Annotated in this window: 21 protein-coding genes; 13 read left to right on the top strand and 8 right to left on the bottom strand. The window is 44.6% G+C overall.

All coding sequences use genetic code 11. The features are described from left to right. Positions 1 to 103: 103 nt before the first annotated feature. Positions 104 to 424 carry a FeoA family protein gene (locus LAJ61_RS03840; RefSeq protein ID WP_219333537.1) on the bottom strand — a complete coding sequence of 107 codons (321 nt, stop codon included), beginning with the start codon at positions 422 to 424 and terminating at the stop codon, positions 104 to 106. A gap of 384 nt (positions 425 to 808) precedes the next feature. On the opposite strand from LAJ61_RS03840, the gene LAJ61_RS03835 reads away from it, so the two are divergent. Then, the gene (locus LAJ61_RS03835) at positions 809 to 2,200 is read left to right on the top strand and encodes a patatin-like phospholipase family protein (protein ID WP_224054532.1); all 1,392 of its coding nucleotides are present in this window, start codon (positions 809 to 811) and stop codon (positions 2,198 to 2,200) included. Positions 2,201 to 2,276: 76 nt separating this feature from the next. Here LAJ61_RS03835 and dapC read toward each other — a convergent pair whose 3' ends face one another. The 3 genes from dapC to parC all read right to left on the bottom strand — a co-directional run bounded on the left by dapC (position 2,277) and on the right by parC (position 6,497). Then, positions 2,277 to 3,485, bottom strand: coding sequence for a succinyldiaminopimelate transaminase (gene dapC, locus LAJ61_RS03830; protein WP_224054531.1), 1,209 nt, complete (start codon positions 3,483 to 3,485; stop codon positions 2,277 to 2,279). A 196-nt stretch (positions 3,486 to 3,681) separates the two neighbouring features. Then, positions 3,682 to 4,047 (bottom strand): hypothetical protein, encoded by a 366-nt coding sequence (locus LAJ61_RS03825; RefSeq protein WP_224054530.1) that lies wholly within the window; start codon positions 4,045 to 4,047, stop codon positions 3,682 to 3,684. Between the two features lie 197 nt (positions 4,048 to 4,244). Continuing rightward, positions 4,245 to 6,497: a DNA topoisomerase IV subunit A gene (parC, locus tag LAJ61_RS03820; RefSeq protein ID WP_224054529.1), complete on the bottom strand. Its 2,253-nt coding sequence runs from the start codon at positions 6,495 to 6,497 to the stop codon at positions 4,245 to 4,247. 515 nt (positions 6,498 to 7,012) lie between these two features. Between parC and LAJ61_RS03815 the strand changes: the two genes are divergently transcribed. The 5 genes from LAJ61_RS03815 to LAJ61_RS03795 all read left to right on the top strand — a co-directional run bounded on the left by LAJ61_RS03815 (position 7,013) and on the right by LAJ61_RS03795 (position 12,727). Next, positions 7,013 to 8,734 carry an AMP-binding protein gene (locus tag LAJ61_RS03815; RefSeq protein ID WP_135890172.1) on the top strand — a complete coding sequence of 574 codons (1,722 nt, stop codon included), beginning with the start codon at positions 7,013 to 7,015 and terminating at the stop codon, positions 8,732 to 8,734. A 107-nt stretch (positions 8,735 to 8,841) separates the two neighbouring features. Continuing rightward, a complete protein-coding gene (locus LAJ61_RS03810; RefSeq protein WP_224054528.1) occupies positions 8,842 to 10,596 on the top strand; it encodes an AMP-binding protein in 1,755 nt (584 codons plus the stop codon). Between the two features lie 132 nt (positions 10,597 to 10,728). Continuing rightward, complete coding sequence (rph, locus tag LAJ61_RS03805; protein WP_060994509.1) at positions 10,729 to 11,445, top strand: ribonuclease PH; 717 nt, start codon at positions 10,729 to 10,731, stop codon at positions 11,443 to 11,445. Positions 11,446 to 11,518: 73 nt separating this feature from the next. After that, complete coding sequence (locus LAJ61_RS03800; RefSeq protein WP_224054527.1) at positions 11,519 to 12,001, top strand: hypothetical protein; 483 nt, start codon at positions 11,519 to 11,521, stop codon at positions 11,999 to 12,001. A gap of 162 nt (positions 12,002 to 12,163) precedes the next feature. Next, positions 12,164 to 12,727 (top strand): c-type cytochrome, encoded by a 564-nt coding sequence (locus tag LAJ61_RS03795; RefSeq protein ID WP_160001067.1) that lies wholly within the window; start codon positions 12,164 to 12,166, stop codon positions 12,725 to 12,727. Between the two features lie 74 nt (positions 12,728 to 12,801). On the opposite strand, the gene LAJ61_RS03790 is transcribed toward LAJ61_RS03795, so the two are convergent. After that, positions 12,802 to 13,536 carry an elongation factor P hydroxylase gene (locus LAJ61_RS03790; RefSeq protein WP_224054526.1) on the bottom strand — a complete coding sequence of 245 codons (735 nt, stop codon included), beginning with the start codon at positions 13,534 to 13,536 and terminating at the stop codon, positions 12,802 to 12,804. Between the two features lie 210 nt (positions 13,537 to 13,746). On the opposite strand from LAJ61_RS03790, the gene LAJ61_RS03785 reads away from it, so the two are divergent. From LAJ61_RS03785 to acpP, 5 genes are all read left to right on the top strand, one after another. Continuing rightward, positions 13,747 to 14,379 carry a YceD family protein gene (locus LAJ61_RS03785; protein ID WP_224054525.1) on the top strand — a complete coding sequence of 211 codons (633 nt, stop codon included), beginning with the start codon at positions 13,747 to 13,749 and terminating at the stop codon, positions 14,377 to 14,379. A gap of 246 nt (positions 14,380 to 14,625) precedes the next feature. After that, positions 14,626 to 14,811 (top strand): 50S ribosomal protein L32, encoded by a 186-nt coding sequence (rpmF, locus tag LAJ61_RS03780; protein WP_007115626.1) that lies wholly within the window; start codon positions 14,626 to 14,628, stop codon positions 14,809 to 14,811. 425 nt (positions 14,812 to 15,236) lie between these two features. After that, the gene (fabD, locus tag LAJ61_RS03775; protein ID WP_224054524.1) at positions 15,237 to 16,256 is read left to right on the top strand and encodes an ACP S-malonyltransferase; all 1,020 of its coding nucleotides are present in this window, start codon (positions 15,237 to 15,239) and stop codon (positions 16,254 to 16,256) included. A 17-nt stretch (positions 16,257 to 16,273) separates the two neighbouring features. Beyond that, a complete protein-coding gene (gene fabG, locus LAJ61_RS03770; RefSeq protein WP_224054523.1) occupies positions 16,274 to 17,002 on the top strand; it encodes a 3-oxoacyl-ACP reductase FabG in 729 nt (242 codons plus the stop codon). Positions 17,003 to 17,185: 183 nt separating this feature from the next. Continuing rightward, complete coding sequence (gene acpP / locus LAJ61_RS03765) at positions 17,186 to 17,428, top strand: acyl carrier protein (protein WP_007115622.1); 243 nt, start codon at positions 17,186 to 17,188, stop codon at positions 17,426 to 17,428. A 95-nt stretch (positions 17,429 to 17,523) separates the two neighbouring features. Here the strand turns inward: acpP and LAJ61_RS03760 are convergent, their stop codons facing one another. Then, complete coding sequence (locus LAJ61_RS03760; RefSeq protein WP_224054522.1) at positions 17,524 to 18,321, bottom strand: cytochrome C assembly family protein; 798 nt, start codon at positions 18,319 to 18,321, stop codon at positions 17,524 to 17,526. A 165-nt stretch (positions 18,322 to 18,486) separates the two neighbouring features. Between LAJ61_RS03760 and ffh the strand changes: the two genes are divergently transcribed. Together ffh and LAJ61_RS03750 are read left to right on the top strand one after the other, a co-directional pair. After that, entirely contained in the window at positions 18,487 to 19,953 is a 1,467-nt protein-coding gene (gene ffh / locus LAJ61_RS03755; protein ID WP_065253465.1) for a signal recognition particle protein, read from the top strand. Positions 19,954 to 20,133: 180 nt separating this feature from the next. Continuing rightward, the gene (locus tag LAJ61_RS03750) at positions 20,134 to 21,222 is read left to right on the top strand and encodes a sulfate ABC transporter substrate-binding protein (protein ID WP_224054521.1); all 1,089 of its coding nucleotides are present in this window, start codon (positions 20,134 to 20,136) and stop codon (positions 21,220 to 21,222) included. A gap of 8 nt (positions 21,223 to 21,230) precedes the next feature. On the opposite strand, the gene LAJ61_RS03745 is transcribed toward LAJ61_RS03750, so the two are convergent. Beyond that, entirely contained in the window at positions 21,231 to 21,863 is a 633-nt protein-coding gene (locus LAJ61_RS03745) for a regulatory protein RecX (protein WP_224054520.1), read from the bottom strand. Positions 21,864 to 21,968: 105 nt separating this feature from the next. Beyond that, positions 21,969 to 23,024, bottom strand: coding sequence for a recombinase RecA (gene recA / locus LAJ61_RS03740; RefSeq protein WP_224054519.1), 1,056 nt, complete (start codon positions 23,022 to 23,024; stop codon positions 21,969 to 21,971). Positions 23,025 to 23,174: the final 150 nt, after the last annotated feature.

The following is a 23,174-nucleotide window of genomic DNA, read 5'->3' as shown; positions in this document are numbered from 1 at the left end:
AACTCAACACTATCTATACCCTAAAAAAACAAAAAGCGTAGCCACTCATCTGCTACGCTTGCCATCTCTCAACCTAACATCTATTAAACAGTGACAAAAATCGTTACACCCTACGGCACTTAATCTTAGCAAGCTCATCACGGCGTAAACTAAACTGCGCACCACCTGCTAATTGAATAGCAAAGGGGGGGCGACCAAACAAGCCTTTTGCCACGATTTTAATCGCCGTATTTGGCAAAAATCCCAAATCATGCAGGCGCCGGCTCACCAAATTGTCTTGTAAACCAAATGCAGGATTGGCAATGACTTCTTCCACATAAGCGATGGTATGTTTTGGCAGGTCTAACAAAGGCTGAGCCGCTGCTTTTGGGGGGATTGACTCTAGCACGGGTGCCATGTCATTAGAAAATGTCAATACGGTCATCTTGCTGCCTTTCGCGAACGGTTTAGTTTTAAAATAGAAAATAAAGCACTCAATGAAAGCGAGTAAATACGAACTAAAGTATAAATGAGATACATTATCTTTTAGTGATAATTATTATTATGCTAACGTCTTAAAAAATCAAGCGGCGATTTAATTTTTTTAATATGGCATTGAGTTTTTTTAAAAAGTGCGCGTACTCACCTTGATACAACATAGATATTTAAGCAACCATGTTGATGTTTAATCAAAGGTTCATGAATGACAAAACCCTCAAAAAAGTCACGCATATATCATTTTGTCGCTATAAAATCTTGCTACAATACTTGAGTGATATATATTCTATACTAGATAAAAACCACTATACTTATGGATGATAAGATTATTATGTCAACTAGAAAAACCATCCCCACACCTGCACAACCATCTAAGCCATCACCTGATAATTTATCACCGCCCAAGGCGATAGAGCCACCAAACCCAAACCCCAATCAACCCACCCCACAAGGCACACCACCGCTCAAAGAATTGGTCAAACAATACGATAGTGTGTCGTTGCTGCTACAAGGTGGCGGTGCACTCGGTGCCTACCAAGCAGGGATTTATGAAGGGCTGCATAAACAAGGCATCAAAATCGACCGTATCTCAGGTATTTCAATCGGCGCGCTCAATACCGCCATCATCGCAGGTAACCGTCCAGAGAACCGCTTGGCGGCGCTGCAAGGGTTTTGGAACACCATCACCCATCGTAACTACACCCCTGCAGGGCTGAATGTCTACCGTCAAACCGCCAATGAGCTAGATAAACTCAGCAAGATTGATATGGTAAGCCATTTTATGCCTTGGATATTTGAAAATGGCTTTTTAAAGCAGCAGCTGCGGGTGATGGAATCTACCGCCGAGGCTTGGCAAACCATGATTGAAGGACAGCGTGGCTTTTTTAAACCGCGTTATTTTGTGCCGTATGACACCACCCCCAATCACTTAAGCTATTATACCACCGACAAGCTGCGCGAGACCCTTGAGCGTTATTGTGACTTAAAACTGGTCAATGACGTCAATCGGATGAAAGTATCGGTGTCTGCGGTCAATGTGCGAAACGGTAACTTTGCTATTTTCAGCAATGAAAATGAAGAACTGCACTACGATCACTTCATCGCATCGGGCGCACTGCCGCCAGGTTTTCCAGCGGTTGAAATTGATGGGGAGTATTATTGGGATGGCGGATTGGTGTCCAACACACCACTCAATGAAATCTTAAGCCATGAAGAGCACCTCAAACAATTGATTTTCCAAGTGGATTTGTGGAATGCCAAGGGCACGGTGCCAGAGAATATGATGGAGATTGATGAGCGTATCAAAGACATCCAATATTCCAGTAAAACCCGCATGGTCACTGACTTTATGGCACAAAAGCTGCGTTATACGCGCCTTATCAAAGAGTTACTCGAAATCATCGATGACGATGCTAAAGTTGATAAAGTTGAAGAATTGTGCGTTAATAAAGCCCGCGAAATGACAGAAGTCGGTGTCAAAAATGTGATTCATCTGATTTATCACAAAAAGACTTATGAGCGCGGCTATAAAGACTATGAGTTTAGCGGCTCGACTATGCAAGAGCACTGGGAAAGTGGTTTACAAGATATTGAAAACACTTTTCGCCACCCAGATTGGTTTATGCTACCTGAAACCGATGACATCTTTGTCAGCCATGATATCCACCAAAAACGCAAACGCTTGGCACAAGTCAGTACCTTGCTAAAAAATCTTGAAGACTAGCAGTCGTTGCACGCTGAATCTTTACAGAAAAGTAAAAAAAGTGATGGTATCTAGCCATCACTTTTTTTATGAAAAATTACACCAAATTTGATAAGTCCAAGCTCAGCAATCGATCAATCGCCTCGCTGCTTTGTGCGATATCTGCAACCAATGCCATGCGCACATGGTTTTTGCCGGCGTTACCGCTGTTCTTTTGGTATGGGGGCGTATCACGAGATAGGTAACGCCCTGCGAGCGCATGGATATTTAGCTGTTCATAAAGCACTTTGACAAACTGCTCATCATCTTGTACCGGTAACCAAAAATAAAAACCGGCATCAGGACGGCGTAACGGTAATTTGTCTGACAGCTTGTCCATCCACAAATCAAACTTTTGGCGATATAGTTTGCGGTTTTCTGCCACATGGGCTTCATCTTGCCACGCGGTAATCGAAGCCAGCTGATGATGAATCGGCATCGCGCAGCCTTGGTAAGTGCGGTACAGGGCATACGGCGCTAGTAACTTGGCATCACCTGCCACAAATCCTGAGCGCATGCCAGGGAGATTGGAGCGTTTTGACAGCGAATGAAACACCACGCAATTAGCAAAATCATCGCGGCCGAGTTTGGCACAAACTTCTAGTAGTCCAATTGGCGGCACCTCAAAGTACAGCTCACTGTAGCACTCGTCACTGGCTAGGATAAAGCCGTATTTATCTGACAATTCTATAAGTCGTTGCCACTGCGCCATATCCATCACTGAACCAGTTGGGTTGTTTGGACTACACACAAAGACCAGTTGGGTTTTTTCCCAAACCTCGCTTGGCACGCTGTCATAGTCACCGACAAAGTTATTGCCCGCGGTACAATTGACAAAATACGGCTGTCCACCAGCGAGCAGCGTCGCACCTTCATAAATCTGATAAAACGGATTGGGCATCACCACGTAAGGTCGTTTGCTATCCTCACGGTCAAACGCCGCTTGCACAAAACTAAATAGCGCCTCACGTGTACCCATCACAGGTAACACTTGGGTGTCGGCATTTAATTGTTTGACCTGAAAACGGCGCTGTACCCAATCGGCAATCGCTTGGCGCAGCTCGGGCAAACCGTTGGTGGTGGGGTAATTTTGGATTTTAGCCAAATTGTCTTTGATGACGTCTAACACAAACTGTGGCGGCGTGTGCTGCGGCTCACCGATACCCAGTTTAATTGGGGCATAGTCTGGGTTTGGGGTGATGCCTTGTAGCAAGGTTGCCATCTTGGCAAATGGATAAGGATGCAAAAGTTGTAATTGCGGATTCATAAGGGGTTGGCTATCCATATATTCGAGAGAGCTAATTTTAAAAATACTCTGATTTTAAAAGTACCGGGATTTTAAAAATACTCTGATTTTAAAAATACTAGGGTGTTAAAAATACTGTGAAAAATGAGGTTACTTTACCCCGAATCGCTGAGTTTGCCAAGATTGAACCAAAAGTTTGCTAAAGGTTGATAGCCAATTAACGTTTTGAACCATGAGCTTGGGCGATGTTTCGCTCAAAGTTTCGCTCAAAAAAATGGGTAAAGGTAAGTATCAAGGTAAAAAGGGTGGGGAAAAAGCAGGTGTTTACTATATCATGCACACTGCCTTGCCAGTACCAGTGCTTGTCAATTATAAGCTGGTCATGTCTGTCTAGCACTTCACCCATGCTGGCAGCAGCAATCACTACAAATAAGGCGATAAGCCAACGGTAGCGATGATTTTTAAAAAGTAGGCTTGTGATAAGAAATACCCCAATGCCGACGTAAATATGCAGGGCATCTCGCTCTAAGCCTGTGAAGCTAACGATATGGGTTTTGATGTCTTGGAATACGGAGTCGTACATAGAAAGTTTGATTTTGATTGAAAGTTGGCAGAGCATAGCGATTTTCTGCCAACGGTTAAAGGCGGTTTTTGTGTTGAATTATTACGAGACTTTAAGCACAAAAAATAAACATAAAAAATGCCTTTAATAAAAGGCATTGATTCAACAGCGAATGAGATAAAACTAAATTAATTAGAACTAAATCAGCTATAACTTAATTAACTAGCTTTGCTGATAGCACTCACCTTTTGAAACCCTTTTGGCAAGAGTGCCCCGCGTCGACCGCGTGTACCCATAAAATTGGCAATATCCATCGGTTTGAGCGTCAAGGTGCGTTTACCACTGTCCAATGACAAACTATCCCCTTCGCTAAACGTCGTGATGGCGACCACGCTGTCACCGTCTTTTAAATCAATTAGCTTATTGCCTTTGCCTTTTTTCATCATCGGTAACTCAGTCAATGGGTATACCAGCAAATGCCCTGCCGAGCTGACCACGCCAACTAGCGTATCTTGCTCACCGATTTGGTGGGTTATTAAACTAAAGGCGTCATCAAAATTAATCACATTTTTGCCCGCTTTTTGGTTGGTATCAAGATCAGAAAAGGTGTTGATAAAGCCATAGCCTTGCGAGCTTGCCATGATGAGCTTACTGTCATCTTGTCCCATCAGTACATTGACAAAACTTGCCCCGCCCGTGGGTTTTAGCAGGCTTGTGAGTGGCTCGCCTTGTCCTCGCGCAGAGGGTAAGGTATGGGCATCGAGGCGATAGCTGCGACCTGTGTTATCCATGAGATAGACTTTTTCATTGGATTTGCCTTGCGCATGGGCAAGATAGGCATCGCCGGAACGGTAATTCATATTGACGGCATCGACATCGTGACCTTTGGCGGAGCGAATCCAGCCTGATTTTGACACGATGACCGTCACAGGCTCGCTTGGGGCTAGGTCAGTTTCTTTAAGCGCGGTGGCTTCCGTGCGTTCCACAATCGGCGATTGGCGTTTGTCGCCATGCTCTTTCATATCGGCAGTGAGCTCTTCAATCATTAAACCCGTCAATTTATCTGGGTTGTTCAAGTATGCTTCGATTTGGGCTTTTTCTGCTTCTAGGTCACTTTGTTCACGTTTGAGCTCAATTTCTTCAAGGCGTGCCAATTGACGCAGACGAATGTCCAAAATCGCGTTGGCTTGGATTTCAGTCAAATCATAGCGCGTCATCAATTCTGCTTTTGGGTCGTCTTCCTCACGGATGATACGGATGACTTCATCAATATGCAGATAGGCAATCAGCAAACCTGCCAAGATATGAAGGCGCTGCTCGATTTTATCCAAGCGGTATTGCAAACGGCGCGTGACAGTATCTCGGCGCACAGAGAGCCATTCGGTGAGAATGGTGAGCAGTGATTTGACTTGGGGTTTGCCATTGGTGCCAATCATGTTGAGATTAACGCGGTAATTACTCTCAAGGTCGGTACTGGCAAACAAATGGCTCATCATCGGCTCGATATCAACACGGTTGGAGCGCAGCTCAAGCACGATACGGCAAGCGTTTTGGTGGTCGGATTCGTCATGGATGTCGGTCACCCAAGGCAGTTTTTTGGCATTAATTAAATTGGCAATTTGCTCAATGATTTTATTGCCTGAGATTTGGTAGGGTAGCGCATCGATGATGACTAAGTTTTTTTCTTTGTCATCGACATGATAAGTAGCGCGCATTTTGTAGCTACCACGACCCGTTTTATATAGCTGTAGCAAATCCTCAGGCGAGGTGATGATTTCTGCTTTGGTCGGCAAATCGGGGGCAGGGATGTACTTTGCCAGCTCTTTTTCCGTCATCGTGGGTTTTTTAAGTAGCGCGATGCAGCCTTTCACCACTTCAGACAAGTTATGTGGCGGGATATCGGTTGCCATACCGACCGCAATGCCGGTTGTGCCGTTGAGCAAAATGTTCGGTAGACGGGCAGGCAAGGTGACGGGTTCTTGCAAGGTGCCGTCAAAGTTGTCTTGCCAATCGACAGTGCCTTGACCGAGCTCGTTTAGCAAAGTATTGGCATAAGCCGATAGCTTGGCTTCGGTATAGCGCATCGCAGCGAATGATTTTGGGTCATCGGGCGAGCCGAAGTTGCCTTGACCGCTAATGAGTGGATAACGGTAGCTAAACGGCTGACTCATCAATACCATGGCTTCATAACAGGCGGAGTCGCCATGCGGATGGTATTTACCAATGACGTCACCGATAGTGCGCGCTGATTTTTTGGGTTTGGCAGTATTTTTGAGCCCAAGCTCGCTCATCGCATACACGATACGGCGCTGCACAGGTTTTAACCCGTCGGCAATGTGTGGCAATGCCCGATCCATGATGACGTACATCGCATAGTTCAAATACGCGTTTTCGGTAAATTCAGCGACTGAGCGAGTGGGGTTGTTCAAATCGTTTGCTTTGGTAGTTTTTGCTACAAGGGTATCAGACATAATGGTTACTTAATCAATGACAAAAAATAAAAGAAAGTGCAAAAGAAAGAAAGTGCAAAAGAGAGATAAGAAGTATGAGGAAATATCATAAAGCTTGGGAGTAGAAAAACAAGTATTAATCCATGACATGGCAAATTTGCTCAGTTTTACACGTCAAAATGTGTCGCAAAAACGCCTTTTAAAGATAATTGGACACTGTAGCTGCTTTAACGGTCAAATAATGGATAACTATTTCGACGCGAAATCATTTTTATCATCCCATAAGTACAGAGAATAGGCTTGAGAATTGAGTAAATATTTAGTATGTTAATAGTACATTTGGCCGCGATTTTTAATATAATTTTTAGTAGTGGGATTGACCTTTTTATAAAAATTCTTTTAATTATCAATATGCTATTCGCTGATAGACCGCATACCTAAGGAAAACATTTCTCATGAATGAATCAACCACCTCAGCTCAAACCCCTGACAACAATGCCCAATACAATGCGCCTATCGATACTCCCGTCGATACTATGGAAGCGCAGCCACATGCGCCAAAGCTTACCGATCATCATGAGAAACCTTGGTTAAAGACTTACGAGCATTACGGCATGAACTATAACATGCAAATGCCCGGTGACGAAGTTAACCTAATGAATGTTTTTGAAAAGAATTTCGAACAATTCAATGGTAGTGATGCCTTTGTGTGTATGGGTAGTAGCATGACCTATCGTCAGCTAGATACTTACAGCCGCCAAATCGCGGCGTATTTGCAGGGATTGGGTCTACAAAAAGGCGATACTGTTGCAGTGATGATGCCAAATATCTTGCAATACCCAGTGTGTATGATTGGTATCATCCGCGCAGGTTTTATCTTGGTCAATGTCAACCCCTTATACACCGCTCATGAATTAGCGCATCAGTTAGAAGACTCGCAAGCCAAAGCGTTATTTATCGTTGAAAACTTTGCTAAAACCTATCAAGATATCGGCAAAAAAATGGTTGATCATGTCATTGTCTGTTCAATCGGTGATTTGATGGGTACGTTCAAAGGTATGCTAGTCAATACCGTGGTCAAGTATGTCAAAAAAGCCATTCCAGCTTGGCAAATTGACGGGCATGTGACCTTTAAGAGTGTTATCAAGCAAGCTTCTGCCAGTCGCTATCAGCGCCCGGAAGGTATCAAAGGCAGTGATATTGCGGTACTACAGTACACTGGCGGCACCACAGGGGTTGCCAAAGGTGCGATGCTTACCCACAGCAACTTGGTATCCAATATGCTACAGTGCCAAGAGTTTGCCAGACAAGTGTTTCCCAATCAAATGGTGGGTGAGTACGTCGTCGTTGCTTTACCGCTTTACCATATTTTCTCATTTACTGCCTGTGCGCTACTCGGTATGAATATGGGCTTTACGGGTGTATTGATTCCAAATCCCCGCGATATGGACAGCTTTGTCAAAGAATTAGCAAAATATAAGCCAGTCTTCTTCCCAGCGGTGAACACATTATTTAATGGTTTGGCGCACCACACCGGTTTTCGGGCATTAGACCACAGCAAATTGCGTTTGTCGCTAGGCGGTGGTATGTCGGTATTGCCTTCAACCGCTGAAGAGTGGAAACGTATTACAGGTACCAATATCCTAGAAGGCTACGGCTTGTCCGAAACTTCACCCGTTGCCACCCTAAACCCCTTGGCACAAGAGCAATTTAGCGCCAAAATTGGTATCCCGATGCCCAACACCGACATCAAACTGCTCGATGACAACGGCAATGAAGTCGCAGCAGGTGAGCGTGGTGAGATTGCAGTTAAAGGTCCACAAGTGATGAAAGGCTACTGGCAGCGTCCTGAAGCCACTGCAGAAGTTATGACAGCAGACGGTTATTTCAAAACCGGTGACATCGCTGTCATTGATGAGCAAGGCTATTTCAAAATCGTTGACCGTAAAAAAGACATGATTTTGGTATCAGGATTTAATGTCTATCCAAACGAAGTTGAAGAGGTGCTAGCGGCGCATCCTAAAGTGTTGGAAGTCGGGGTGATTGGGGTACCGAGCGAAAAAAGCGGTGAAGTACCAAAAGCGTTTGTGGTACGTAAAGACCCAAGCCTCACCGAGCAAGAGTTGCTGCAATATGCGCGAAGCGAGTTAACGGGTTATAAACGTCCCCGTAAAGTTGAGTTTGTGGATGAATTGCCAAAATCAAACGTTGGCAAAATTCTGCGTAAAGAACTGCGTAAACTTGAAGAAAAAAAGTAAGCTAACGCTTGTTACTAAAACCCAGCTTTTCTATATCAGATTAGTTGGGTTTTTTATTGCATCGCGCCCAATTAACCTTATAAAATTGGGGATACCAATAGGCTGTTATGAGCAATACTGAGTTTATGGATGACGCTATTTCACCAGTTAATGAGCGCCCGATGCATGAGATGTATGAATGGAAAGAAAATCAGCAACCGTGGCTGATTAGCTACGAGCGTTATAACATCTGTAGTACCATCGATATGCCAGATGAACAAACGTCGCTGATTGACATCTTAGAAGCGGGGTTTGCCAAACATGCGCGGCAAGTGGCGTATTATTGCGATGATCAAGAGATTACTTACGAGCAGCTAGATAAACTGAGTCTAAAAGTTGCCATTTATCTGCAGCAGTTAGGGCTCAAGGTCGGCGATGCCATTGGCGTGATGTTGCCCAATATTTTGCAATATCCTGTGATTACCCTTGGCGTCATCCGTGCTGGCATGGTGCTAGTGAGTATGAATCCTTCCTACACCAGTCGCGAGCTTGAGCACCAAATGAATGATGCCGATATCAAGGCATTGTTTATACTAGATAAATTTATTTATACCTATAAAGACATTGCCGATAACCTTAACCGCGATTTACATCATTTAATCATCTGTCGTTTGGGCGATTTGAAAAGTAAGCTCAAAGGTGCATTAATCAATTTGGTCTCAGCGACCACCGATTTGCCGCCCAAAGGTAATTGGATTTATTTTAGTCATTTATTAGCGGGCGCTAGCAAGGCTTATCAACGCCCAACTCTCACGTTATCGAATATCGTACTAATTCAATATACCGGTGGTACCACAGGGACGGCAAAAGGCGCGATGCTCAGTCATGGCAATGTGATTGCCAATTTGCTGCAAATCGATGCGTTGATTCGCAGCGCGTATGATGAAGAAGGGCAGGAAGATATCATTTTGGCATCGTTGCCGCTGTATCATGTATTTTCATTCACCATTTGCTGCGTTTTTATTTTGTATCGTGGGTTTGCATCAAGGCTCGTGCCCAATCCACGTGATATCAATGAACTGGTTAATACGCTAAGGCGTACACCGCCGCATTTTATTTTGGGGGTCAATACGCTATTTAGCGCCTTGATACAGCAGCCTGAATTTCGAAGGCTCGATTTTTCCCAACTCAAAGCCACCATTGGCGGCGGCATGGCAATCCTACCCAGTGTTGCCAAAAAATGGCACACCATCACAGGGCTGCCGATTATCGAAGGGTATGGGCTTTCAGAAACCGCGCCTGTGATTACCTTTAATCCATTAACTATCGCAGAATTTACCAACAAAGTCGGGCTGCCAACCCCTGCCACTGACATCATCTTATTGGACAACAACGACCAACCTGTGCGCATTGGCGAACGCGGAGAAATCGCCGTCAAAGGCCCGCAAGTGATGGTGGGGTATCGCAATCTACCTGTCGAGACTGCTAATGCGTTTACCGCAACAGGCTATTTGCGCACGGGCGATATCGGCATCATTGATGAGCGCGGTTTTATCAAAATCGTTGACCGTAAAAAAGACATGATTGTGGTGTCAGGGTTTAATGTCTACCCAAATGAGATTGAGTCGGTGATGCTCGAGCATGCCGATGTACTCGAGTGTGTGGCGATTGGGGTACCAAGCGCGACGCGCGGTGAAGAGCCCAAAATATTTGTGGTCAGAAAACACAACCGCGTCACCGCTGAGCAGCTACTAGCGTTTGGTAAACAGCACTTAAGTGGCTATAAACGCCCCCGCTATGTCGAGTTTGTCGATAGCCTGCCCAAGTCCAATGTTGGTAAGATTTTACGTAAAGAGCTACGTAAACGTGAAGGGCTTGAATAGCAACCTGCCATGTTGCCGACGGAATTGTCTTGCTAAAACTGGGTTGGCAAGGTAGCATAAAACCACTGTAATTTTTGCCCATTGCTTAAAAACTATCTACCAAACCGTCAAGGCGGTCTTTTAGGGAATCTTATGCGTATCGATAATCGTGAAAACAACCAACTTCGCCCAATTAGTTTTGTGCGTAACTTTACCAAACATGCCGAAGGCGCCGTGCTGGTCAGCTATGGTGATACCAAAGTGCTATGTACCGCCAGTATTGAGACCCAAGTGCCGCGCTGGCTCAAAGGCACAGGTAAAGGTTGGATTACCGCTGAATACGGTATGTTGCCACGCGCGACCCACGAGCGTACCCAACGCGAAGCTGCCAAAGGTAAACAATCAGGTCGTACCCAAGAGATTCAGCGGTTGATTGGTCGTAGCCTACGGGCGATGGTAGATCTTGAAAAGCTTGGGGAAAATACCATCCATATCGACTGTGACGTGCTGCAAGCCGATGGCGGTACCCGTACTGCCAGTATCACCGGTGCGGCTGTGGCATTGGTCGATGCATTAGAAAAATTGCAAGCCGCCAAAAAACTCAAAGCCGATCCTTTGGTAGGCTTGGTGGCCGCCGTATCTGTGGGTATAAAAAACGGTGAAGTACTCTTGGATTTGAACTATAGCGAAGACTCAAGCTGTGACACAGATCTTAACGTCGTGATGACGCAAAAAGGCGAGTTTATCGAGATTCAAGGCACTGCCGAAGAGAAACCTTTTACCCGTGCGCAAGTGGACGAAATGCTAGCGATTGCCGAAGAAGGTATCAAACAGCTGATTGCCGAACAACAAGCGGTGCTAGGTTGGTAAAATAGCCTAACAAAACAGACTAGGCTAGTAAGGGCGTAGCGCATACGCCCTTTTAATTGTCATAGAGATGATTATGTTAAAAGTCACCGACACAGGCGTTACCATTGGTTTGCAAAGTCAAGCGGTGACACCCACCATATTGACCCAAATACTGTGGGTGGGTATCGTCATTGCCGGGGTAGGGCTATTGATGGCATTTAAAATACTCTCAGTTGCTATCGGCTCGCTGATGATGTTACTAGCCATCATCGCAAGTGTTGTGTGGCAATCATTCAACCGAAAAAAAGAAGTACCTACTTTAACAGGGGGTGAACTGCGACTGACCCAACAAGGTTTTAGCCATCACCAAGGTGCTAAAGTCACAAGTTATCAGTTGTTGCCTAGCGATAGCGTTGAACCCACCATCGATGGCATGACCATCTACAATGCTGACGGTCTAACATTGTATCGTATCAGAGGTTTTAACGACCCTAAACATATCAAAATCGCCCAAGCCGTCCTACAAGGTAAGCCAATCAAAACCCAAGGCAAAGCAATCAAACTACAAAGCACTTAATCAAAAAACAACACCCTATCTCACACAGTGGTTAGGCTTAGTTACCAAATCATAATAATTTTTTTGCCAATACTTGTTAAAATCCTTAGAGATGATTAATCCACACGCTGATAATAACATTCATTATTTAATTCATATAAAAAAACACGGAAGGAAAGGACGATGTCGACTGCATTAAAATTTGCCACCCCATTAATCGTTGCGATGGCGCTGGTAGGCTGTAATAAAAAAACAGAAACCACAACCACAACTACTGCTTCAGCGCCTGCTACCACAGTTACCGCTAGCGCCAATGGTGCAACGGCAACCGCTACGGTAAGTACCACGACAACCTCGACCACGGCAGTTGACCCCAACATGACGCCAGAAGACCACAAAAAAGCGCGTGAAAGAATCATGAAAGAGTGGAAAAAAACCAACCAAATCATTGGTGCCATGATCAAAGATCCAAGCAAATTTGATGCCGCGCAAGTCAAAGCCGCCGCCGAGAAACTTAACCAAAATCCTTGGGTGCATTATCCAGAGACAGCCAAAGGCGGTGAAGCAAAAGATGAAATTTGGCGAGATCCTGCAGGGTTCCAGCAACAAATTGATAAATTTAAAACCGCTGCCAGTGCTCTTAATGCCGCCGCTGCGACTGCAACCAGTGTCGATGACATCAAAACCCAATTTGGCGATTTGGGCGCTAGCTGTAAATCCTGTCATGAAAAATATAAAGAAGATTAATTTGTTATCCCCAATAGTTTTCATGCGCAATAAAAAAAGGCAGTGTTCAATGACTGCCTTTTTTATTGGCCTAATTAACTTTGATAAAAATTAACTTTGATAAAATTGTGAGAGATATCAAACGGGGTCAATGGTAGCGGGCGCAGTTTGATTAACTGGCTTAGCAACACTTTGGCATCGGTTGACAGTTTTTGCCCCGTTTGCCAAAACTTCACCGCTTGGGCTTGTACATCGGCTTCAAAAGTGCTCTGACTGGTATCAAAATCAGCAAACAAATTATCTTTAGACACGCTAAAGGGTTTGTTGCAAGCCAGCGTCAATAAACATTCAATCGCTTGCGGCAGGATTTCTACTTGTTCAAATTGTTGCTGCTGCTGCTCATTACGTCCGTCGGGCGCATACCAGTAGCCAAAGTCATTGAGCAATCGGCGTTTTTGACCTGCCATACACCAGTGGCTAATTTCATGCAAGGCACTGGCAAAAAATCCATGCGCAAAAACAATTTTGGCAGGCTCGGTATCGGTCGCGGCAAAATATTCAGGCTCATGCTCGCCTTTGACCAAAATCGTATCGCGATGGCAAAACCACCGTTTGAACCAAACCATCAGCCATTGCACTTGCAATGCTTCCACCGATACCCATTGATAGTCAGTCAAAGGGCAATTTTTTGTCTTTGATACATTGGCGAGTGCGGGCAAAAAATTAACCTTTATTGCTAACTGCGCCCTTTGTTGGTCAATCACCGTTGTGTCCATATCATTGGTTAATACAGGCACCACCGCGAATTGACTGACAAAAGGCAGCGTCATAAAGGGAAAAATAGCAAGGGCTCGTGGTGATATTTGTGCAGATATTGGCGATAGGTGTGTGGACATAGCAAAAGTAGGGTTGATAAAAATTGCTATTATACAATTTAACAGCCTGCATCGACTAGGAAATCACGCCTACAACATGCTACCATGCAATAGACGTCAGTATGCTTTATACTACAACGCAACATAATTAAAAGGAGCGGTGAAATGACGCTAAATTCTTCATCAAACGTACCAGCACAATCATCGCAAGATGTACCAACAACTGCCTCATCCAAAACCGGCAATAACACCACCAGTGAGATAGGCGCGAGTGCCAGCTTGGTCAAGTTTATTGATTTGGCACGTTGGGAGCATAACAACGATAACCATTATCACTGGGAAGGCAAGGTGAGTCTCAAGGATTTGCTACGTATCTATGCCTTGGGTGATGAACATCATGACAACGATCAGCCACTGGATGTGATACTAGATATTCGGAAAAAAGGGGACGTGGTATTTTGGCAATTAAACACCACGGGCGTGCTTTGGCAAACCTGCCAGCGCTGCCTAGATCCCGTCGCAGTGAGTCTGGCTGTTGATAGTGAGCTTGCGCTACTTGAAGATGAAAATCATGTCGCATTGCTTGATGAAGGCACAGAAATCATCCTGATTGATGAGCTAACGGATGACAATAAACTGTGGCTATTACCAATGATTGAAGATGAGTTATTGGTGGATTTGCCATTAGCGCCCAAGCATGATGACTGCGAAATGGCAGTCACTGAGGTGGGCGAGTTGCCAGAGGCAGTGGCGGAAAAAGAAAATCCGTTTGCGGTACTGGCAAGCCTAAAAAGTTAATAACAACCCCGCCATTAGATACGCCGTCATACACGTAGTAACAAAAACTTGCCACTAAATGTCGGTTAAGGCTTTGCTAAATGGGTTTTTTTACGTATAATATGGCGTTTATAAATTTATCTGATTGTCTGTTCCAATAGTTTGCCTTATATCCATGCCAAATATCGATGTCAAGTTGTTTGCATGATGATGTAATGAGGTTAAGGGAACGATGTTTTAATAGCGAGAAGCACAGGAGCTAACCTCATGGCTGTTCAACAAAACCGTAAAAGCCGTTCACGCCGTGATATGCGTCGTTCACACGACCGCATCACAATCAATGCTGTTGCTGTAGATGCAACTACCGGTGAAAAACACATCCGTCACCATGCGACCAAAGACGGTTTTTACCGTGGTCGTCAATTATTCAAAGTAGCAGCCGTTGCTGAATAATTAACCCAAAATGCAGTACTTTGACATAGCTTAGTATGCATTGGCAAAGCACCAAAAAGGCTGATGATAATTCATCAGCCTTTTTTTATTTGTTTTTTATGTAAAAATACCCGAAAGAAAAAACTAGAATTTTTTTTTCAATATGCCATAATAATCAGAGTACAATTGTACACATAAATTTGCTGGCTTACTTTTGCCTGCTGGCTGGATAGTAAGTTATATTATTGCCAGCCAAGTTTGATAAGCCTATAACATCAATCCAAGCTACTGACGCCATTTTGATTTTGCTGATAACTTTTGGTAAAGTAATCGACCAAAAAATCGCCCCAGCAAATTTTTTTAACCGTGTTTTTTAGCGGTCTAGTAGACGCAATACAACCTAAGCAGTACAAGATAAGCATTACAATATAGTAAGTTAGGAAATTATGGATAACCCAATGCAAAGCCAAACCAGCGCAAATCAACCAGCCACTTCATCACAACACGATGTAGACTCTATAAAATATGCTGTGATTTTTCCAGGACAAGGCTCGCAGAGTGTGGGCATGCTACACGATTGGGCAGCCCAGTATCCTACTGTCAAAGCAACGTTTGATGAAGCCTCAAAGGCGCTTGGATTTGACTTGTGGGCGATATGCCAAGGGGCATCAGGTGCCGCGTCTTTGGATGATACCACGTATACCCAACCTGCACTATTGACCGCTAGTATGGCGATTTGGCGGGTGCTGCGCGATGAGCTTGATTTACAGCCGGCATATGTTGCCGGGCATTCACTGGGTGAATACAGTGCGCTGTGTGCCGCTGGGGTATTGAGTTTGGCAGATGCTGTAAAGCTGGTGCATCAACGCGGTCAGTATATGAGCGCCGCCATGCAATCACAAACAGGTAAAATGGCAGCGATTTTAGGTCTGCCTGATGAAGATGTGCAACAAGTATGTGATGCTGTGGTAGCGGAACATACGCAGGCAGTAGTCAGTCCAGCCAATTTTAACGCGCCAGGGCAAGTGGTGATTGCAGGTAATGTGGCAGGCGTGGATTTAGCGTCAGAGAAAATCGCTTCACTCGGTAAAAAAAGCATGCCGCTAAAAGTTAGTGTACCGTCACATTGCCAGCTGATGACGCCTGCCACCGATAAGCTTGCCGCAGAATTGGAAAACGTGACATTTAACCCACCCAGCATTCCTGTGATACAAAATCGCCATGCACGGGTAGAAACCGATGTCACCGCAATCAAACAAGCCTTGATTGAGCAGCTCAATATGCCTGTGCTATGGTCGACTATTGAGAATAATTTAGCAGACGAACAAATCAGCTTACAAATCGAATGTGGTAGCGGTAGCGTGCTGACAGGACTAGCCAAACGCCAAGCGCAGAAAATTAACACACTAGCGACCGATACAGTTGCCAAACTAGACAATATAAAACAACAATTATCAGCCCAATAAAAAAACCAAGGAAGTATATGACTCAACGTATTGCATTAGTGACGGGCGCTAGCCGTGGGATTGGTCAAGCAATTGCCAAACGTCTGGCAAATGAAGGCTATCTTGTCATCGGCACTGCTACCAGTGAAAAAGGCGCAGCGGCAGTCAATGATTACCTACAGGAATTGGGTGGCGCGGGTCGTGTGCTCAATGTGCAAGATGCCGAGCAAATCAACCAGTTATTTGATAGCATTGAAAAAGAATTTGGCAATGTACAGGTACTAGTCAACAATGCCGGTATTACCCAAGATGGTCTGCTCATGCGTATGGACGACAATGCCTGGGAGCGCGTGCTCGACGTGAATTTGACCTCGGTATTTCGTACCAGTAAACGCGCCATAAAAGGCATGATGAAAGCGCGGCAAGGTCGTATTATTAATATTACCTCCGTAGTCGCAGCGATGGGCAATGCCGGACAAACCAACTATACGGCAAGCAAAGCAGGCATTGAAGGGTTTACCCGCTCACTGGCTCGGGAGATTGGGTCACGCCAAATCACCGTCAACTGCGTGGCACCAGGCTTTATCGACACTGACATGACTAGCGAGCTTGATGAAGCATTGATTCAATCCATGCTTAATGCCGTTTCGCTAGCCAGACTGGGCAAACCTGAAGACATCGCCGCTGCGGTAAATTTCTTGGCAAGTGAAGAAGCGGGTTATATTACCGGCACCGTGCTTGACGTCAATGGCGGAATGTACATGTAAATGGATTAGCCTGCCAAACACCAACCTAACGGGCCTTAGAATGCAGTTTTTGAACTTAAAATATAGTTTTTGAAATAGTAACAGGTTGCATTATTTTATTTTGAAATAGGCAATGAGCATGATAATATGCTCTAATATGTAGTTTACTCGATATATCATATACCCCAATGCAAGGAGAGAAGCATGAGTAACGAAATCGAACAAAAAGTAAAAGCCGCAGTAGCTGAGCAATTAGGCGTGAATGCAGAAGACATCAAAAATGAATCTTCATTCATGGATGACCTCGGTGCAGATTCACTTGATCTTGTTGAATTGGTGATGTCTTTTGAAAACGAATTTGGTATTACCATTCCTGATGAAGACAGCGCACAATTGACCACGGTGCAAAGTGCTATCAGCTATGTACAATCAAAATTGGCTAATTAGTTAATAGTTAGTTTAGTAGCTTACTTATTACTTAGTTTAGCGGCTACTTGGTTTAGCAGCAGTTTACCCCAGTTTTAGTGATAAAATTGGGGTTTTTATTTATTTAAAATCAGCTCCAACACAAACTTCGTCCCGATAAACGCCAAGCCAAGCAAAATCACACCATATAGCGTCATATTGGCGGCGCGTTGACCTCGCCAGCCAAAGCGCCAATGTCCAACCAATAGCACCCCAAACACCAACCAAGACAACAGACTAAACACAGTCTTGTGTACCAAATGCTGCGCCAGTAAATTGGTCGTATCAATAAAGCCCAACAACAGCGAAATCGACAATAGCGTAAAACCCACAGTAATCATATCAAACAGCAACGCTTCCATACTTTGTAGTGAGGGTAGTTTATCGACCCAGACACGGTGAAAGGTTTGACGTTTGAGTTCGCTGATTTGTAGCCGCAGCATAATCGCGGCAATCGCTGCCATAAATAGTACCGAATAGGCAGCCAAAGACACGATGATATGGGCTTGTAAGATAGGACTGATGGTTGATAGCGGGTGATAGGGTGCATCGCCAAAAAAACCAATCATCATGCCCAAGAATGCCAACGGCGTTGCCAAAATCCCAAGCGGCAAAATTTGGCGATAAAGACAAAATCCCCAATAAAATAACAGCATAAACAATGTCGTCAACGACACGACATTAAAAATATTAAAGTTTAGACCGCCTTGGGTAATGATATCAGGATATAACACCACCGCATGACCCAATAACCCAATCAGCAATTGCCCAAGCACCATGCCTTTATGGATGGGCTTTTGTTGCGTAACTGCCCACATCAAATAAATGGTAGTTAAGCCATAACAGACTAACGCAAGTACAAAGATTACAAACACCCTAGCCTCATCAAAAATCATCAAATACGTGCAAAATGCGATGGTTATACTAGCATGAGCCATGCAACAAATCGCGATTTTATCGGTATTATATTAGCAGTTTTAGCTAATTTAGCATAAAATAGTCAGATTATAAAATTGATAGCAATAGATTAGAGAAATTATATGTTTGAAACCTTAACCGAACGCCTGTCGACGAGTTTACGTAGTATCTCTGGTACAGGGCAGCTAACTGAAGACAACATCAAAGACACCTTGCGTGAAGTGCGTATGGCACTACTAGAAGCTGATGTCGCCTTGCCAGTGACGCGCGATTTTGTGTCACGGGTAAAAGACAAAGCCCTAGGTCAAGAAGTCCTTAAAGAACTCGCCCCAGGTCAAGCCTTTGTTAAAATCGTCTATGACGAGCTGACCGAGATGATGGGTAGTGCTAACCAATCACTTGAAATGACAGGCAAACCACCTGTTGTCTATCTACTAGCGGGATTGCAAGGGGCGGGCAAAACCACCACAGCCGGTAAACTTGCCAAATATCTGCAAGAGCGCCATAAGAAAAAAGTCATGCTAGTCTCTGCGGACGTCTATCGCCCCGCGGCAATCAAGCAGCTTGAGCAAGTTGCTGAGCAAGTTAAAGCCAATTTTGTGCCATCGAGTGCTGACCAAAACCCAATTGATATCGCCAAACGTGCCATCGAACAAGCCAAAGTACAGTTTCAAGATATTTTGATTATCGATACCGCAGGTCGTCTGCATATTGACGAAGCCATGATGGACGAAATCAAAGCCTTAACCGCAGCGGTCACTCCGTCAGAAACCTTGTTTGTCGTTGACTCAATGACCGGTCAAGATGCGGCAAATACTGCAAAAGCCTTTAATGATGCGCTGCCTTTGACTGGCGTGATTTTGACCAAGACTGACGGCGATGCGCGCGGTGGTGCGGCGTTATCGGTACGTGCCATCACTGGCAAACCGATCAAATTCTTGGGTCGTGGTGAAAAACTTGATGCGCTTGAGCCCTTCCACCCTGAGCGTGTGGCACAGCGTATCTTGGGCATGGGTGACGTGTTGTCACTGGTCGAAGAAGTCGAGCAAAAAATTGACCGCGAAAAAGCGGAAAAAATGGCGAAAAAAATCCAAAAAGGCGGCGAGTTTGACCTTGAGGATTTGCTAACCCAATTCCAACAAATGAAGAACTTGGGCGGCATGGCGGGCTTTTTGGATAAAATGCCAGGCATGAGCGGTGCGGATGTCCAAAAAGCGGTATCAGATGCCAAACCAGAAGAAAAGGTCAAAGAAATGGAAGCGCTCATTCATTCAATGACCCCGTTTGAACGTAAAAACCCCGATAAAATCAACCCAAGCCGTAAACGCCGTATCGCGGCAGGCGCGGGTAAAGACGTACAGCACGTCAATCAGCTGTTAAAGCAGCACAAGCAAATGGCAAAAATGATGAAAATGCTATCTGACCCATCGGGCATCAGCAAAATGATGAAAGCGGTGCAAGGGTTGACCAAAGGCATGGGCGGTGGCGGTGGTCCATTATTCGGACAAAACAACCAAGCAGGCGCAAATACTACGACAGTTAACGGTCAAGCCAATCCAGTTGCGCCAAAATTTAAAACCCGTTTTTAAAATTTTAATAGCAGGATTGTACTTTCAAAGCCCGTATACATTACGGGCTTTTTTATTCAACTAAGGAATAATGAAAGTATTAAATATTCCAAGAAAGTATAATTAAAAATCCTTACTATATTTTCAATCATTAAGCCATTGGATGTTTAGCTTGGCACTTTGAAAACTTATGAGGAAAACATGACAAACGCGACCCAAAACCACCCATTCAATACTCGTATTTACTCTAAAGGTAAAATCTTTACATTAGCGGGTATTTCAGTGATGGCAGTGGCAAGCTTAACTGCCTGCCAAAAAGCCCCGCCCAAAAACGAGAGTGCAGCCAGCGCTTCAGCCGCTAACGGCAATGGTGTATCTTTGCTAAACGTATCTTACGACGTGTCCCGCGAGTTGTATAAAGAATACAACCCGATTTTTACGGGGCAGCAAAAACAAGCTGTCACTATCCAGCAGTCGCATGGCGGCTCAAGTAAACAAGCCTTGAGCGTGGCCAATGGACTTAAAGCGGATGTGGTGACCATGAACCAAACCTCAGATATAGAACTGCTGGTGAAAAAAGGCTTGGTGGATAAAAACTGGCAACAAGCGTTTCCCAATAACGCGGTACCTTATACTAGCACCATGGTACTACTAGTTCGCAACAACAACCCCAAGCAAATCAAAGACTGGGATGACTTGGCAAAACCCGGTGTCAGTATCGTGATTGCCAATCCAAAAACCAGTGGTACAGCGCGATATGGTTTCTTGGGGGCGTATGGATATGGCTTGCACCACTTCAATAATGACGAAGCCAAAACCAAAGCGCTGGTGAAGCAAATTTTAAGCAATGTGGCAGTGTATGACAGTGGTGCAAGGGCAGCGACAACAAGCTTTTTACAACGAGAAATTGGCGATGTGCTGATTACCACAGAGAATGAAGCACAAATCACCAAAAAAGAATTTGCCGATAAAAATTTACAGATTATTTATCCCAGTTATTCGGTCAAGATTAACAACCCTGTCGCTGTGGTGAATGCCGTTACCGAGAAAAAAGGTACCACTGAATTGGCAAAAGCCTATTTAAAAGGTTTGTGGGATGCGCCTGCCCAAGAGATTATGGCCAAGAATTATTTGCGCCCTGTGGATGCGGCGACTTTGGCAAAATACCAAAGCCAATTTCCTGCAATTGCCACCTTTGAGCCAAATCAAGTTTTTGGCAGTTGGGATGAGATTATGAGCAAGTTTTTTAAAGATGGCGCAATTTTTGACCAATTGGCGGTAAAAAAATAGCCGTCATCCTAGCGATTGGCTAGAGTAGTTAAGTCATACTTTAAGGCATCAAAACACACATCAGCAGCAAAGCCCCGATATTGCAAAAATCGCAGTTGACGGGCTTTTTCTTTAGGCTCTGTCGGGATGGCATCACCGTATTTTCGTACCCGTGCTGCCACCGCTTGGGCAAGCCAATCCACTTCATAGGCCTCATCTGGGTCGTCATCCGCCGTGTCTGATTCGATATCATTGAGTAATAAATCCTCAAAAAAATCATTGTGCGTCTCAATCCATGCATTAATCGCACTGACCGAATTGACGGTGGTTAATCCATGTTTTTTTAACGTTTGAAAAATCCGCTGAGTGCCATGCTGCTTGCCAATACCTTCTTTGATCAATGCAGACGTCATACGCTCATCGCTTTGATAGCCTTCTGCTTCAAATTCGCTCAAAAGCGCTTCGATAGCCGCCGCTTCACATCCTTTAGCCAGTAGTTTGTCCCGCAGCTCTTTTTTAGACTGCTCACGCCGCCCAAGATAATAAAACGCCAGCCAACGCATGTAGCTCTCGGCTTTAAGTTTGTCATGGTAAGCTTGGCGTTGTTCATCAGTCATTAACTGATTTTCGATAGTTTCTAACAAGGATTTAGGATCTGGCATAGCAGTTTTAACCGTGACTAAAAAAAGCTAACAGGCGGGGGAACAAGTTGAACGGTTTAAAAACAAAAACCCCAGTAAAAACTAGGGTTTTGGTTAGCTAAGTAGTTATTGCATACCTTCGACAAACTCAGGGGGTTCAACGTCATGCGCTTCTTCTGGCACAGGTTCGACATTACCAAGCTTAGCAGCGCGCACTTTGGCTTCAATCTCTTGGGCGATTTGTGGGTTTTCTTCCAAGAATCTAATGGCGTTGGCTTTACCTTGACCAATTTTACTGTCGTTGTAGCTGTACCAAGCGCCCGATTTTTTGACCGCATCAATATCGACACCCAAGTCAACCACTTCACCTAAATGATTGGTACCTGTCCCATACATGATGTCAAATTCTGCTTGGCGAAACGGCGGCGCCAGTTTATTTTTGATGACTTTAACACGGGTCTCAGAACCGACGATATTTTCACCCTCTTTAACTGCACCAATACGACGAATGTCCAAGCGAACCGACGCATAGAATTTAAGGGCGTTACCACCCGTTGTGGTTTCTGGCGAGCCAAACATGACACCGATCTTCATACGAATTTGGTTAATGAATATCACCATACAGTTAGAGCGTTTGGCGTTACCGGTGATTTTACGTAGCGCTTGGCTCATCAAGCGCGCTTGCAGACCCATGTGGCTGTCGCCCATCTCGCCTTCAATCTCTGCACGTGGGGTAAGCGCGGCGACCGAGTCAACTACAATCATATCCACCGCACCTGAGCGCACTAGCATATCGGCGATTTCAAGCGCTTGTTCACCGTTGTCAGGCTGCGTGACAAGTAAAGCATCGACATCAACGCCCAATTTTTTGGCATAAATAGGGTCTAGCGCATGCTCAGCATCGATAAAAGCACAGGTACCGCCTTGCTTTTGACATTGGGCGATTGCTTGCAAGGTCAAAGTAGTTTTACCCGAACTTTCAGGACCATAAATTTCGACGATACGACCCTTTGGCAAACCGCCAATGCCCAGTGCAATATCCAAACCCAATGAGCCTGTGGAGACTACATCCACGTTGATTTTTGCTGACTCATCACCTAGGCGCATGATGGTATTTTTACCAAATTGTTTTTCAATTTGTGATAAAGCGGCAGTTAAAGCTTTGGCTTTATTGTCGTCCATAAGGACTCCTTGTTATAAAAAAGGTTAATAAAAAAGGGAAAAATTTAAAAGCAGGGATAAGTTAAAAAAGAAGTGAATTGATAAGGCTATAATAACAAAATATACGAAAAATTATAGGGTTAAATCACTGATATACGACATATATTGTCG

Source organism: Faucicola osloensis (assembly GCF_020041925.1).
Lineage (GTDB): Bacteria > Pseudomonadota > Gammaproteobacteria > Pseudomonadales > Moraxellaceae > Faucicola > Faucicola osloensis_D.
The sequence above is the reverse complement of the archived record's forward strand: the minus strand, read 5'-3'. Positions and strand labels throughout refer to the sequence as shown.